We start from the raw sequence: 13164 nt of genomic DNA on the forward strand, positions 1-13164 counted from the left end.
GGTGAGCGGGCCGCTAGCGTCGCTGACGGCGCCGCTGGTACCCGCTCACCACAGGGAGGCTCCGTGGACATCATCGGCCGCGCGGAATGGGGCGCCCGCGCCCCGCGCTCCCGTACCACCACCACGTGGTCGCGGCGGACCGAGTTCATCGTGCACTACTCCGAGGGCCCCACCACCCAGACCCCCCGCCAGATCCAGGACCACCACATGGACTCCAACGGGTGGGCAGACATCGGCTACAACTTCCTGGTCGACGTCATGGGCCGGATCTACGAGGGCCGCGGCTGGCTGGTCGTCGGCGCGCACGCCACCGGCCACAACACCTCGGGCATCGGCGTGTGCATGATCGGCCGCAATGGAGACGCCACCACCGCCGCCGAGAACGCGATCCGGTGGCTGTACGACGAGGCGGTCCGACGCGCGGGCCGGTCGCTGAAGAAGCTGGGGCACCGCGACGTCACCGCGACCTCGTGCCCGGGTGACCAGTTGTACGCGTGGGTGCGGGCAGGGATGCCCGCCGGATCCAACCAGGAGGACGACATGCCCGTGTACGTGTCCGTCGGAGTCACCGACGCCCAGTCCCTGCCGCCCGAAACCTGGACGACGGTCGACTGGCCCAAGGAGTACGCCGACTCCGCGCACCACCACTGGAACCGGGGCGGCCCCAGCCTCGTGCACGGCCCGGCCCGCTACTCCCTGACCGCCAACGTCCGCATCAAGGGGCTGCCCGCCGGGACGGAGCTGCAGGCCCGCGCCATCGAGCGGCGCGAGTCGGACGGCGAGATCGAGGCCGGTCCCATCGCCGAGTACGTCGCCAGCGAGGGCGACACGTTCGTGCACTACGCGCTCCCGGCGGACACCGTCGGGACGGGCCGGCGGGTGCGGTTCCAGGTCATCCACTACGGCACGCAGACCGCCCAGATCACCGGCGGGTCCGCCAAGGTGCTCATCTGGGAGCAGTAGGCCCCGCCCGGGCCGCCTCATAAGGCGCCTGGGGACGCGTAAGACGTCCTGGGCGCGGCTAAGGCGGCGGCGGGCCGCACGGATAAGGCGTCGTCCCGATGCGGCGCGTACGGCCTTAGCGCGAACCTCGAACATACCGGGCCGGGAAGGCCGGCCCGCGGAACCGAGGAGAGCGCGAATGCTGCACCACGACGTGGCCAGGGCCATCGCCGCCGAGCGCGTACGGCGCCTGCAGGCCGAGGCCAAGGCCGCCCGCCAGGCCGCCGAGGCGCGCAAGCGGTGAGCCGTGGGCAGGCGCGGCCGTCCCCCCGGAAAGGCTGCCGCTCCGGCCGACGCCCCCGCCCGGTCCCCGCAAGGACCGGCGGGGGCGTTCTCGCGTCTCAGGGTGTGACCGGGTCCAGGGGGGTGCGGCCCCGGATGAGGTCGGCGGCGCGTTCGGCGATGGCGATGGTGGGGGCGTTGGTGTTGCCGCGCGGCACCGACGGCATGACCGAGGCGTCCACCACACGCAGGCCCTCCACACCGCGCACCCGCAGTTCGAGGTCGCAGACGGCGCCGTCGCCGCCCATGGCACAGGTGCTCGTCGGATGGAACAGCGTGGCGACCTGGCGCCGCACGAACTCGGCCAGCGCCTCGTCGCCGGACACCTGCTCGCCCGGGGCGAACTCGCCGCCCACCAGCGCGGCCAGCGGCCCGGTCGCGGCGATCTCCCGGGCCTGGCGGATCCCCGCCACCAGCACGTCCAGGTCGGCCTTGTCGGCCAGGTAGGCCGGGTCGATGAGCGGCTTGGCGTACGGGCTGGCCGACCGCAGCCGCAGCGAACCCCGGCTGCCCACCGCGATCGCGGTGACCAGCACCGACACCACCCGCTGCCGGGCCTCCGTCAGCCCCTGGTCCACCAGGGGCGTGGGCAGCACGTGGTACTGCAGGTCGGGGGCGGGCAGGCCCTCGACCGTGCGGACGAAACCGCCCGCCTCGGCGACGTTGGAGGCGTACGGGCCGCGCCCCAGCGCCTGCCACAGCGCGAGGCTGCCGGTGCCCGCCATTTCCCACAGCGCCTTGTTGCGGGGCGCGGCGAACATGACGTTCACGTACGGGTGGTCCTGGAGGCCCTGCCCGACCGGGGAGTCGGCCACCACGTCGATGCCGTGGGCGCGCAGATGGTCTGCCGGGCCCACGCCGGACAGCATCAGCAGCTGCGGGCTGTTGACCGAGCCCCCCGACAGCACGACCTCGGCCTCGGCCCGGACGTCGACGAGCTCCCCGCGCCGCTCGTACCGCACCCCTGCGGCGCGTCCGTTCTCGATGAGGATCCGGTGCGCCAGCGCGTCCGTCACCACGGTGAGGTTGGGACGCGCCATGGCCGGGCGCAGGTACGCGTCGGCGGTGGACCAGCGCCGCCCCCGCTTGTGGGTGACCTGGTAGAAGCCGACGCCGTCCTGCTCGGGCCCGTTGAAGTCGCCGTTGGCGGCCAGCCCGTACGCCTTGGCCGACTGCACCCACGCCGTGGTGAGCGGATGCTTGTACCGCAGGTCCTCCACGCGCAGCGGCCCGCCCACCCCGTGGTAGGGGGACTGCCCGCGCTGCTGGTCCTCGGCCCGCAGGAAGTACGGCAGCAGGTCGGCGTACCCCCAGCCCGTGCAGCCGTAGGAGTCGCGCCAGGTGTCGTAGTCGTACCGGTGGCCGCGGATGTAGATCATCGCGTTGGTGGACGAGCTGCCGCCCAGGGTGCGTCCGCGCGGCCAGTACACGCTGCGTCCGGCGGCGTGCTCCTGCGGGACGGTCCCGTAGTCCCAGTCGTAGGGCCCCCGGGCCAGCGTGGCGATCGCCGCCGGAATGTGGATCTCCGGGGCGTCGTCGGGCGGCCCCGCCTCCAGCAGCAGCACCCGGGTGCCGGGGTTCTCGCTGAGCCGGGCGGCCAGCACGCATCCCGCGCTGCCCGCGCCCACGATGATGTAGTCGTACACCATTGGCGCCTCCGGTACGGGGGTCTCGGCGGGGGGCGTCCCTAAGAGACACCTCGCACCCTACCGAGCGCTCGTCCACGGCTTGAGGCGAGGGCCACGGCTTGAGGCGAGGGCCACGGCTTGAGGCGAGGGCCACGGCTTAGTGTGAGGGCATGGCGAAGAACAGGGAGACCCCCGTCGTGCTGTCCCGCATCTACACCCGGACGGGCGACGACGGCACCACCGCCCTCGGCGACGGGTCGCGCACCCGCAAGACCGACCCGCGGCTGGCGGCCTACGCCGACGTGGAGGAGGCCAATGCGGCCATCGGCGTGGCGCTGGCGATGGGCGGCCTGCCCGAACCGATCAAGGCGCTGCTGACCCGGGTGCAGAACGACTTGTTCGACGTCGGCGCCGACCTGTGCGCCCCTGTGACGCCGAATCCGCCGTATCCGCCGCTGCGGGTGGACTCCACCTACATCGACCGCCTGGAGGCCGCCTGCGACGAGCACAACGCCGAACTGCCGCCGCTGCGCAGCTTCGTCCTCCCCGGAGGGACGCCCGGCGCGGCGCTGCTGCACGTCGCCCGCACGGTGACGCGGCGCGCCGAGCGCTCGGCGTGGGCGGCGATCGAGGCGCACGGCGCCGCCCCCGCCGCCTCCCCTTCCGGCGAGGGCGCCGACGCTTCCGGCGCGGTCGAGGGCGGCGTGAACCCGCTGACGGCGCGCTACCTCAACCGCCTGTCGGACCTGCTGTTCATCCTCTGCCGCGTCGCCAACGCCGAGCACGGCGACGTCCTGTGGAAGCCCGGCGGCGAACGCTGACCTCCCGCCGGGCACGCCGGGGGTGGGGTTAGCCCCACCATGAGGACGGCGGGCCGCCTCCTGGTAGCGGCCCCGTCCTCCGGGCGATGCTGAAGCTCGACGGGGATTCGACCACCGACGGGCGGGAGACGACGAGTGAACACCCTCACGACCGTGGCGCTGGCGACAGGGGCCGCCGCGGCCGCCGCGCTCGCACTGACGGGCTGCTCCGTGGACTTCGGCACCCACCGGGAGACCCGGTCCTACGACGTCCGCGACGCCGTCACCGCGGTCAAGCTGGAGTCCGGCAACGGCCGTGTCGAGATCGTCGGCTCCGACTCCCCCGGCGTCCACGTGCAGGAGCGGCTGCGCTGGTCGAACTCGCGGAACAAGCCGAACCCCCGGCACTTGGTCGCGGGCGGCACGCTGACGCTCGGCGCCTCCTGCGGCCGCACGGTGCTGGGCCCCGGCGCCTGCGGGATCACCTACCGGCTGCGGGTGCCGCGCGGCCTCGCCGTGCAGGTGACCACCGACGAGGGCGCCATCGAGGCGACCGGCCTCGGCGGACGCCTGACCCTGCGCACCGACAACGGCTCGATCACCGCACGCGATCTGCGCGCCTCCGCCCTGTCGGCGCGCACCGCCGACGGGCCCATCCGGATCGGGGGCCGGGCCGACACCGCCGACCTCAGCACCGACACCGGCCGGATCAGCGCCACCGGGCTGCGCGCCGTACGCCTCACCGCGCGCACCGCCGACGGCCCCATCCGGCTCACCGGCCGCGCCGACACCGCCGACCTCAGCACCGACACCGGCGGGATCGACGCCACCGAGCTGAGCGCGCGGCGGCTGGACGCGCGCACCAACGACGGCGGCGTGCGGATCGCCCTGGCCTCGCCGCCCGACAGCGTGCGGGCCCGCACCGACAGCGGCCAGATCAGGCTGGCCCTGCCCGCCGGGCAGTCCTACGCGATCACGATGGACAACGAGAGCGGCGAGCGCCGGATCGAGTCCGGCGTGCACAACGACAGCCGCTCGCCCCGCCAGGTGGACCTGAGGACCGGCGACGGCCGCATCGTCGTCTCCGCCGCGTAGGCGCCCGGACGCCCGGCCCGCCGACGCGGGACGGGCGTCAGCGCGTCCACCGCAGGCCGCCGTCCGGCCCCCACGTCACCGAATCGGCGGCGCGGCCGGAGACCGTCCGCCGGCTGGCCCTCTTGACCGGCAGCGGTCCGGCCGCCAGCCGCTGCGTGACGTGTGCCGCGCCGTCGACGTTGGTGTCCAGCAGCCGCATGTCGACGTTCGCGACGGTGTCGCAGGCCGCGTGATAGCAGGGGTCGTACGGCTTGCCCGCGGTGCCGCCGAACGTCGCGGCCTCCGCGGCCGTTTTGACCTGTTCGGCGCCGGTGGCCATGCCGCCCGCCGGAATGCCGCGCACGACGAACGGCCCGTAGTCGGAACGCCCGTCGAAGGCCTGCTCGGCCGTCGGCAGCCGCCGCGCCGCGAAGTAGTCGCGGAACAGCCTCTCGATCCGCGCCGACCCCGGCGGCGGCGCGAACTCCTCGACCGGCGTGCCGCCCGAGGCGTCTCCGTCGTACACCCCGCGCACGCCGTTGGGCGAGCCGAGCATGTCGAAGTTGAGGACGGCGCCGATCCGGGCGCGGTCGGCGGCGGGCAGCGTCCGGACGTAGTGGTCGGAACCGCGCAGCCCGTCCTCCTCCGCGCCCCACCACGCGAACCGCACCCGGTTCCGCCGCGCCCCGGCGGGCAGCGCGCCGAACCGTTCGGCCACCGCGAGCACCGCCGCCGCCCCCGTGGCGTTGTCGTTGATCCCCGGGCCCTTGCGGACGCTGTCCAGATGCGCCCCGACCACCACGACGCGGCGCTCGTCGCCCCCGGGCGCGTCGGCGACGACGTTGACCGACCGCCGCTGGGTGTTGACGGTGTGGGCGGCGACCCGCAGCCGCAGCCGCCCGTCCGCCGCCGCCTTGACCAGCCGCACCCCGACAGCGTGGGACACCCCCAGCACCGGCAGTGTGAACGGCCGGCCCAGCGACCCCGCCAGGGCCTTCTTCGTCCCGGACACGTCGAAGATGACCACGGCCGACGCGCCGGCCGCCTGCGCGTTGGCCGCCTTGTCGGTGAACCGGCAGGTGCCGCGCTGCAGCAACGCGATCGCGCCCCGGGGGAAACCCTGGAAGTCGCCCGGTTCACACCCGCTCGTACCGGTTGCGCCCTCGGGCGGCACGTCGACGGCCACGGCCCGCGCGGTGACGTCCCCCGCCCCCGAGTACAGCATCGTCTGAAAGTCGCCGTCCGCCGTGAACTCCGCCCGCACCGGCTCGACCTGGGCGAACTCGGCGGCCCGGGTCTCCTCGAACAGGACGTAGCCGAACCGCTGCACCTGGGGTGCGTACCCGGCCCGCCGCAGCCGGCCCACCACGTACGCCACCGAGCGCTCCTCACCGGGGGTCTGCGCCGCCCGGTTGCCTCCGCTGCGCTCGGCGATCCGCTGGAACTCCGCCAGGTGACGGCGCACGTCCCCGATCGTCACCACATCCGCCGGGCCGCCGCGATCCGCGGGCTCGGCCGCGGCCCTCCCCGACAGCCCCGTCGCGGCCACGGCCAGCGCCACCGTCCCCCCGACGGCGCCCGACGCGGCGAGTTTGCGCATGTGTCCCCCCGAACACGTGTCGCTCGATCCGGTCCGACGCCCGCCCCCGGGTCATTCGGACTGGTGGATGTCCACCGGGAAGCCCGGCGGCGCGGCCTCAAGCCAGGCCAGGAACCCCGTCAGCGCCGAAGCGCTCATCGCCAGCTCCACGGTGAGGTCCCCGTCGCGCACCTCGATGACGCCGGCGTCCGGCGGCAGCCCCGCGGCCTCCCCCGCCTCGGGCCGGCGCCGATTTGACACGACAAGGCCCCGGCGGTGGATCACCTGCCGGGGCCTGGTCCGCAAGCCGAAGACGCGGTGCCAGTGCAGCACGTCCCCGCGGTAACGGCCGATGCCCAGCCGCCACGGCCCGGGAGCGCCCTCCTCCGGTATCACCCGCAGGCTGCACTCCACCGTGCCGCCGCCGCGCACGAACAGCCAGCGGCGCACGGACACCACGGCGAACAGCAGCGCGACCAGCAGCGCGACCGCGGCGAGCGCCACGCCCGCATCCACTGCCAGCTGCCCGCCCAACTACCCCCGCCGTTTCCGTGTCCGTCCAGTCGTCCGTGCGCCGCCCGGCACCTTTTCCGTTCGCTAGGCGTTCTGCCCCGCGGCGCGCAGCCGCGCCCGGGCCCGCCGCTCGGCCGTGGCGTCCGCGCCGCCCTCGGCCGACAGCGCCTCCTCCAGGGCCTGCTGGGCGGCCGCCACGTTCACCTCGGCGCCCAGCTCGGCCTGCTCGGCGAGGATGGACACCTCGTCGCCCGCGATGGAGAAGAAGCCGCTGCCCACCATGGCGGTGACCCACTCGCCGCCGTCGGCGGGCTCGATCTTCACCACGCTGCCGTCGAGCAGCACACCGAGCACCGGGGCGTGCCCGGGCAGGATGCCGAGCTGGCCCTCGATGGTCTGCGCGACCACCATTTTGGCCTCGCCGGACCACACCTCGCGCTCCGGCGAGACGAGCCCGACCTTCAAAGTCGCCACCTGTTCATCCTCCGCGTCGAGCGGCCCCGCGCCGGGGACCGGCTACTTGGCCAGCTCCTTGGCTTTGCGCTCGGCGTCCTCGATGCCGCCGCACATGAAGAACGCCTGCTCGGGCAGGTGGTCGTACTTGCCCTCGGCGATCCCCTTGAACGACTCGATGGTCTCCGACAGCGGCACCGTCACGCCGGGCTGGCCGGTGAACTGCTCGGCCACGTACATCGGGTGCGACAGGAAGCGCTCGATGCGCCGCGCCCGCTGGACGGTGACCTTGTCCTCCTCCGACAGCTCGTCGATGCCGAGGATGGCGATGATGTCCTGCAGCTCCTTGTACTTCTGCAGGATCCGCTTGACCTCCTGGGCCACCTCGTAGTGCTGCTGCCCCAGGATCTGCGGGTCCATGATCCGCGAGGTCGAGTCGAGCGGGTCCACCGCCGGGTAGATGCCCTTCTCGGTGATGGCCCGCGACAGCACCGTGGTGGCGTCCAGGTGCGCGAACGTGGTGTGCGGCGCCGGGTCGGTGATGTCGTCGGCGGGCACGTAGATCGCCTGCATCGAGGTGATCGAGTGACCCCGGGTCGAGGTGATCCGCTCCTGCAGCACGCCCATCTCGTCGGCCAGCGTCGGCTGGTAGCCCACCGCCGACGGCATGCGGCCGAGCAGGGTCGACACCTCCGAACCGGCCTGGGTGAACCGGAAGATGTTGTCGATGAACAGCAGCACGTCCTGCTTCTGCACGTCGCGGAAGTACTCGGCCATGGTCAGGCCGGACAGCGCGACGCGCAGCCGGGTGCCCGGCGGCTCGTCCATCTGGCCGAACACCAGCGCGGTGTCCTTCAGGACGCCCGCCTCGTCCATCTCGACCCACAGGTCGTTGCCCTCGCGGGTGCGCTCGCCCACGCCCGCGAACACCGAGGTACCGCCGAAGTTCCGCGCCACCCGGGTGATCATCTCCTGGATCAGCACGGTCTTGCCCACGCCCGCGCCGCCGAACAGGCCGATCTTGCCGCCGCGCACGTACGGGGTGAGCAGGTCGATGACCTTGATGCCGGTCTCCAGCATCTCGGTCTTGGACTCCAGCTGGTCGAAGGCCGGGGCCTTGCGGTGGATCCCCCACCGCTCGGTGATCTTCAGCGACGCGGTCGGCACGTCCAGGGACTCGCCGAGCGCGTTCCACACGTGGCCCTTGGTGACGTCGCCCACCGGCACCGCGATCGAGTCGCCGGTGTCGACCACCGCGGCCCCGCGCACCAGGCCGTCGGTCGGCTGCATGGAGATCGCGCGGACCATGTTGTCGCCCAGGTGCTGGGCGACCTCCAGGGTCAGCGTCTTGGTCTCCTCGCCGAGCGCGACCTCGACATGCAGCGCGTTGTAGATCTCCGGGAGGGCGTCGGCGGGAAACTCCACGTCGACGACCGGACCGATGACGCGGGCGACGCGCCCGGTCGCGGTCGCCGTCTCTACCTGTGCAGTCATTCTCACTCCCCGCCAGAATCGGCCAGCGCGTCAGCGCCACCGACGATCTCGCTGATTTCCTGGGTGATCGCGGCCTGCCGCGCCTGGTTCATCTGGCGCGTGTAGACCCCGAGCAGTTCGTTGGCGTTGTCGGTGGCCGACTTCATCGCCCGGCGCACCGACGCGTGGTAGGACGCCGCCGACTGGAGCAGCATGTGGTAGATGCGGCTCTCGATGTAGTTCGGCAGCAGCAGGTCCAGCGCGGCCTCGGCGGACGGCTCGAAGTCGTAGGCCGGGGGCACCACGTCGGAATCGGCGGTCTCCACGACCTCCACCGGGAGCAGCCGGCGCACCTGGGCCCGCTGGGTCAGCATCGAGACGAACTCGGTGTAGACCACGTGGATCTCCCCGACCCCGCCCTCGGCGTCGGTCTTGAGGAAGTCCTCGGTCAGCCGCCGCCCGACCTGCTCGGCGCTGGCGAAGTCGGGACGGTCGCTGATGCCCCGCCACTCGGCCGCCATCTCCCGACCGCGGAACCGGTACCAGGTGATGCCCTTGTTGCCGATCACGTAGGGCACGGGCTCACGGCCCTGCTCGCGCAGGGCCGTGATCAGCGACTCCGCCTCGCGGATGGCGTTGGCGTTGTAGCCGCCGGCGAATCCGCGGTCGCTGGTGATCACCAGCACCGCCGAGCGCTTGTCCTCCGGCTGCTCGGTGAGCAGCGGGTGCTTGATCCCCACATGGTGGCTGATCAGCGCGGACAGCGCCCGGGTGATCTGGTCGGCGTACGGCTTGGACGCCTCCACCGCCTGCTGGGCCTTGACGATCCGCGAGGTCGCGATCATCTCCTGGGCACGCGTGATCTTGGCGGTCGACTTGACCGACCTGATCCGCTGCCGCAGTTGGCGAAGCTGTGCAGCCATCGGTGCGTCAGTCCTTCTTGGGGTTGCTGACGCGCTTGATGGTCTCCTGCTCCACGTCCTCCTGGTCGATCGCCTCCACCGGGGCCTCCTCGCCCAGCAGGCCGCCCTCGCTGGTTTCGAAGCCCTTCTTGAACTCGGTGATGGCGTCCTTGAGGGTGGTGAGGCCGTCGTCGGACAGCTCGCCGGTCTCGCGGATGGAGGTCAGCAGCCCGCCGTGCTCGCGCTCGATGTACTCCAGGAACTCGGTCTCGAAGCGGCGGATGTCGGCCACCGGGACGTCGTCCAGCTCGCCGGAGGTGCCGGCCCACACCGACACGACCTGCTTCTCGGCCGGGAACGGGTTGCCCTGCGGCTGCTTGAGCAGCTCGACCAGGCGGGCGCCGCGCTCCAGCTGGGCGCGCGAGGCCGCGTCCAGGTCGGAGGCGAACGCGGCGAACGCCTCCAGGTCGCGGTACTGCGACAGCGCCAGCCGCAGCGTACCGGCGACCTTGCGCATCGCCTTGATCTGCGCCGAACCGCCGACCCGGGACACCGAGATACCGACGTTCATGGCCGGGCGCACGCCCTGGTTGAACAGGTCGGTCTCCAGGAAGCACTGGCCGTCGGTGATGGAGATGACGTTGGTCGGGATGTAGGCCGACACGTCGTTGCCCTTGGTCTCGATGATCGGCAGGCCGGTCAGCGAGCCGCCACCGAGATCGTCCGACAGCTTGGCGCACCGCTCCAGCAGCCGCGAGTGCAGGTAGAACACGTCGCCCGGGTAGGCCTCGCGGCCCGGCGGGCGGCGCAGCAGCAGGGAGATGGCGCGGTAGGCCTCGGCCTGCTTGGACAGGTCGTCGAAGATGATCAGGACGTGCTTGCCCTGGTACATCCAGTGCTGCCCGAGCGCCGACCCGGTGTAGGGGGCGATGTACTTGTAGCCGGACGGCTCGGACGCCGGGGCCGCCACGATCGTGGTGTACTCCATGGCGCCGGCCTCCTCGAGGGTGCGGCGCACATTGGCGATCGTGGAGCCCTTCTGGCCGACCGCGACGTAGATGCAGCGCACCTGCTTCTTCTCGTCGCCGGACGCCCAGTTGTCCTTCTGGTTGAGGATCGTGTCGATGCCGATCGTGGTCTTGCCGGTCTGCCGGTCACCGATGATCAGCTGCCGCTGGCCCCGGCCGATCGGCGTCATCGAGTCGATCGCCTTGATGCCGGTCTGCAGCGGCTCCTTCACCGACTGCCGCTGCACGACCGTGGGGGCCTGCAGCTCCAGGGCGCGGCGCTCGTTCGCCTCGATCGGGCCCTTGCCGTCGATCGGGTTGCCCAGCGCGTCCACGACGCGGCCCAAGAACGCGTCGCCCACCGGCACCGACAGCACCTCGCCGGTGCGGCGGACCTTCTGGCCTTCCTCGATCTTGGAGAAGTCGCCCAGGACGACCGCGCCGATCTCGCGCACGTCCAGGTTCAGCGCCAGCCCGCGCGTCCCGTCCTCGAACTCCAGGAGCTCGTTCGCCATGGTCGAAGGCAGCCCCTCGACGTGGGCGATACCGTCGCCGGAATCGACCACGGTGCCGACCTCTTCGCGCGCGGCTGCCTCGGGCTCGTACGACTGGACGAAGCGCTCCAGCGCGTCCCGGATCTCGTCCGGACGGATCGTCAGCTCCGCCATGATTCCTCTCTTGCTCCCTGTGGTGGGGTGGTCGTGCTCAGCTCGCGAGCCGCCGGCGCACGTCGTCCAGGCGCCCGGCGATCGTGCCGTCGATGATCTCGTCCCCGATCTGGATCGACAGGCCGCCGATCGTCCCGGGATCGATCTCGATGTTCAGATGTACCTCGTGCCCGTAGGCCGCGGCGAGCACCGCGGCGAGCCGGGTCCGCTGGTCCTCCGACAGCTCCACCGGGGTGCGCACCAGCGCCACCAGGCGCTGCCGCCGCTGGGCGACGAGCCGGCCGTACTCGGCCAGCCCGCCTTCCAGGCTACGGCCTCGCGGCCGCACCACCAGCTCGGTGACCAGCGCCAGCGTGGCCGCGGTCACCTTGCCTTCCAGCAGCGAGGCGACCAGCCCCCGCTTGCGGTCGTCGGGCAGCGCGGGACCGGAGAGCGCGGCGCGCAGCTGCGGCTCGCCCTCGATGACCCGGGAGAACCGGAACAGCTCGTCCTCCAGGTCGTCCAGGTTCCCCTCGGCCTCGGCGCGCGCGGCCTGGGCGGTGACCGCCAGGACCTCGATGGCGTCCGACAGCTCCGCGGGGCTGGACCAGCGCAGCCGCACGGTGTCGGCCACCAGGTCCAGCGCGGCCGGCGAGATCTTGCCCTCCAGCAGCACGTGCATGAGCCGGGCCTTGTCGGCCCCGTCGCGCGCCGGGTCGGACAGCGCCCGGCGCAGCCCATGCTCGCGGTCGATCAGCTGCAGCACGGCGAACAGGTCGCCGCCCAGCGCCGTAAGGTCCGCGGAGGGGAGGACCGCCTCCAGCCGCTCGCGCACCTCGGCCAGCGACGCCCTGCTCACCGCTCCCGTGATGGTCATGACGAGATCCGCTCCTGGGTGCGGGTGCGCTCCTCAAGCTCGGCGAGGAACCGGTCCACCACGCGGCTCTGCCGGGCGCTGTCCTCAAGGGACTCGCCCACCACGCGGCCGGCCAGCTCCACCGACAGCGCCCCGATCTCGGCCCGCAGCTGCTGGAGCGCCTGTTGCCGGTCGGCCTCGATCTGGGCGTGCGCGGCCTCGACGATGCGGCGCGCCTCGGCCTGGGCCTCCTGGCGCATCTCGGCGATGATCTGCGCGCCCTGCTCCTTGGCCTCCTCGCGGAGCCGGGCGGCGTCGTGCCGCGCCTCGGCGAGCTGGCGCTTGTAGGCCTCCAGCGTCTCCTTGGCCTCCTGCTGCACCTCCTCGGCGCGCTTGAGGCCGCCCTCGATCGCGTCGGTGCGCTCCTCGAGGGTCTTCTGGATCTGCGGGACCAGCTTCCAGCCGACGAGGATCAGCACGATCGCGAAGGAGATCGTGCCGAACACCAGCTCGGAGGCGTGCGGCAGCAGCGGGTTGCCGTGCCCGCCCTCCTCGGCCGCCACGGCGGCGGCCGCCAGCAGGTTGCTCATGAGGGTTCCGCCTTCCTGTCAGTACGGGTCAGGAGGCTTCAGCTGTGCACGAACGGCACGACGAAACCGATGAGGGCGAGCGCCTCGGTGAGGGCGAAGCCCAGCAGCATGTTCTGGCGGATGGTGTTGTACAGCTCCGGCTGGCGGGCGATGGCCTGCACACCCTGGCCGAAGATGATGCCCACGCCGATACCCGGGCCGATGGCGGCCAGACCGTACGCGATGGAGCCAACGTTGCCGGTCACTTCGGCGAGAACGCCCATTCTCTTTCCCTTTTCAGTCGGCCGGTGGGGCTCCCCACCGGAGCTCTTGCCGGTTGCGGTTGCGAAGTCTGTCGGTGTTGCCGGGGTCTGCGGTG

Annotated in this window: 13 protein-coding genes; 3 read left to right on the forward strand and 10 right to left on the reverse strand. The window is 72.4% G+C overall.

The window, feature by feature from the left end:
* Positions 1-63 precede the first annotated feature (63 nt).
* Positions 64-963 carry an N-acetylmuramoyl-L-alanine amidase gene (locus QSK22_RS33775; protein ID WP_352231453.1) on the forward strand — a complete coding sequence of 300 codons (900 nt, stop codon included), beginning with the start codon at positions 64-66 and terminating at the stop codon, positions 961-963.
* Between the two features lie 380 nt (positions 964-1343).
* Here QSK22_RS33775 and QSK22_RS16785 read toward each other — a convergent pair whose 3' ends face one another.
* Positions 1344-2933 carry a GMC family oxidoreductase gene (locus tag QSK22_RS16785; RefSeq protein WP_285495120.1) on the reverse strand — a complete coding sequence of 530 codons (1590 nt, stop codon included), beginning with the start codon at positions 2931-2933 and terminating at the stop codon, positions 1344-1346.
* A 149-nt stretch (positions 2934-3082) separates the two neighbouring features.
* Between QSK22_RS16785 and QSK22_RS16790 the strand changes: the two genes are divergently transcribed.
* Complete coding sequence (locus QSK22_RS16790; protein WP_285495121.1) at positions 3083-3733, forward strand: cob(I)yrinic acid a,c-diamide adenosyltransferase; 651 nt, start codon at positions 3083-3085, stop codon at positions 3731-3733.
* A 135-nt stretch (positions 3734-3868) separates the two neighbouring features.
* Entirely contained in the window at positions 3869-4807 is a 939-nt protein-coding gene (locus tag QSK22_RS16795) for a DUF4097 family beta strand repeat-containing protein (RefSeq protein ID WP_285495122.1), read from the forward strand.
* Between the two features lie 37 nt (positions 4808-4844).
* Here QSK22_RS16795 and QSK22_RS16800 read toward each other — a convergent pair whose 3' ends face one another.
* From QSK22_RS16800 to atpE, 9 genes are all read right to left on the reverse strand, one after another.
* Positions 4845-6386, reverse strand: coding sequence for a M28 family peptidase (locus tag QSK22_RS16800; protein WP_285495123.1), 1542 nt, complete (start codon positions 6384-6386; stop codon positions 4845-4847).
* Positions 6387-6437: 51 nt separating this feature from the next.
* Positions 6438-6869 (reverse strand): DUF2550 domain-containing protein, encoded by a 432-nt coding sequence (locus QSK22_RS16805; protein ID WP_285495124.1) that lies wholly within the window; start codon positions 6867-6869, stop codon positions 6438-6440.
* A 93-nt stretch (positions 6870-6962) separates the two neighbouring features.
* Positions 6963-7352: a F0F1 ATP synthase subunit epsilon gene (locus tag QSK22_RS16810; RefSeq protein ID WP_285495125.1), complete on the reverse strand. Its 390-nt coding sequence runs from the start codon at positions 7350-7352 to the stop codon at positions 6963-6965.
* Between the two features lie 42 nt (positions 7353-7394).
* Positions 7395-8825 carry a F0F1 ATP synthase subunit beta gene (atpD, locus tag QSK22_RS16815; RefSeq protein WP_285495126.1) on the reverse strand — a complete coding sequence of 477 codons (1431 nt, stop codon included), beginning with the start codon at positions 8823-8825 and terminating at the stop codon, positions 7395-7397.
* Positions 8826-8827: 2 nt separating this feature from the next.
* Positions 8828-9727: a F0F1 ATP synthase subunit gamma gene (locus QSK22_RS16820; RefSeq protein WP_285495127.1), complete on the reverse strand. Its 900-nt coding sequence runs from the start codon at positions 9725-9727 to the stop codon at positions 8828-8830.
* 7 nt (positions 9728-9734) lie between these two features.
* Positions 9735-11381, reverse strand: a complete 1647-nt coding sequence (gene atpA / locus QSK22_RS16825; protein ID WP_285495128.1) for a F0F1 ATP synthase subunit alpha — start codon at positions 11379-11381, stop codon at positions 9735-9737.
* Between the two features lie 37 nt (positions 11382-11418).
* Positions 11419-12237 carry a F0F1 ATP synthase subunit delta gene (locus QSK22_RS16830; protein ID WP_285495129.1) on the reverse strand — a complete coding sequence of 273 codons (819 nt, stop codon included), beginning with the start codon at positions 12235-12237 and terminating at the stop codon, positions 11419-11421.
* Positions 12234-12806, reverse strand: a complete 573-nt coding sequence (locus tag QSK22_RS16835) for a F0F1 ATP synthase subunit B (RefSeq protein WP_285495130.1) — start codon at positions 12804-12806, stop codon at positions 12234-12236. Before QSK22_RS16835 ends, QSK22_RS16830 begins: the two co-directional genes overlap by 4 nt.
* Positions 12807-12844: 38 nt before the next feature.
* Positions 12845-13069, reverse strand: coding sequence for an ATP synthase F0 subunit C (gene atpE / locus QSK22_RS16840; protein ID WP_285495131.1), 225 nt, complete (start codon positions 13067-13069; stop codon positions 12845-12847).
* Positions 13070-13164: the final 95 nt, after the last annotated feature.

Origin of the sequence: Actinomadura sp. NBRC 104425 (genome assembly GCF_030269545.1) — a bacterium.
GTDB classification, from domain to species: Bacteria; Actinomycetota; Actinomycetes; order Streptosporangiales; family Streptosporangiaceae; genus Spirillospora; species Spirillospora keratinilytica.

Coding starts and splice junctions, on each gene's coding strand:
- QSK22_RS16785 (WP_285495120.1), bottom strand. CDS start 2,933: ATGGTGTACGACTACATCATCGTGGGCGCGGGCAGCGCGGGATGCGTG.
- QSK22_RS16790 (WP_285495121.1), top strand. CDS start 3,083: ATGGCGAAGAACAGGGAGACCCCCGTCGTGCTGTCCCGCATCTACACC.
- QSK22_RS16800 (WP_285495123.1), bottom strand. CDS start 6,386: ATGCGCAAACTCGCCGCGTCGGGCGCCGTCGGGGGGACGGTGGCGCTG.
- atpD (WP_285495126.1), bottom strand. CDS start 8,825: ATGACTGCACAGGTAGAGACGGCGACCGCGACCGGGCGCGTCGCCCGC.
- QSK22_RS16820 (WP_285495127.1), bottom strand. CDS start 9,727: ATGGCTGCACAGCTTCGCCAACTGCGGCAGCGGATCAGGTCGGTCAAG.
- atpA (WP_285495128.1), bottom strand. CDS start 11,381: ATGGCGGAGCTGACGATCCGTCCGGACGAGATCCGGGACGCGCTGGAG.
- QSK22_RS16830 (WP_285495129.1), bottom strand. CDS start 12,237: ATGACCATCACGGGAGCGGTGAGCAGGGCGTCGCTGGCCGAGGTGCGC.
- QSK22_RS16835 (WP_285495130.1), bottom strand. CDS start 12,806: ATGAGCAACCTGCTGGCGGCCGCCGCCGTGGCGGCCGAGGAGGGCGGG.
- atpE (WP_285495131.1), bottom strand. CDS start 13,069: ATGGGCGTTCTCGCCGAAGTGACCGGCAACGTTGGCTCCATCGCGTAC.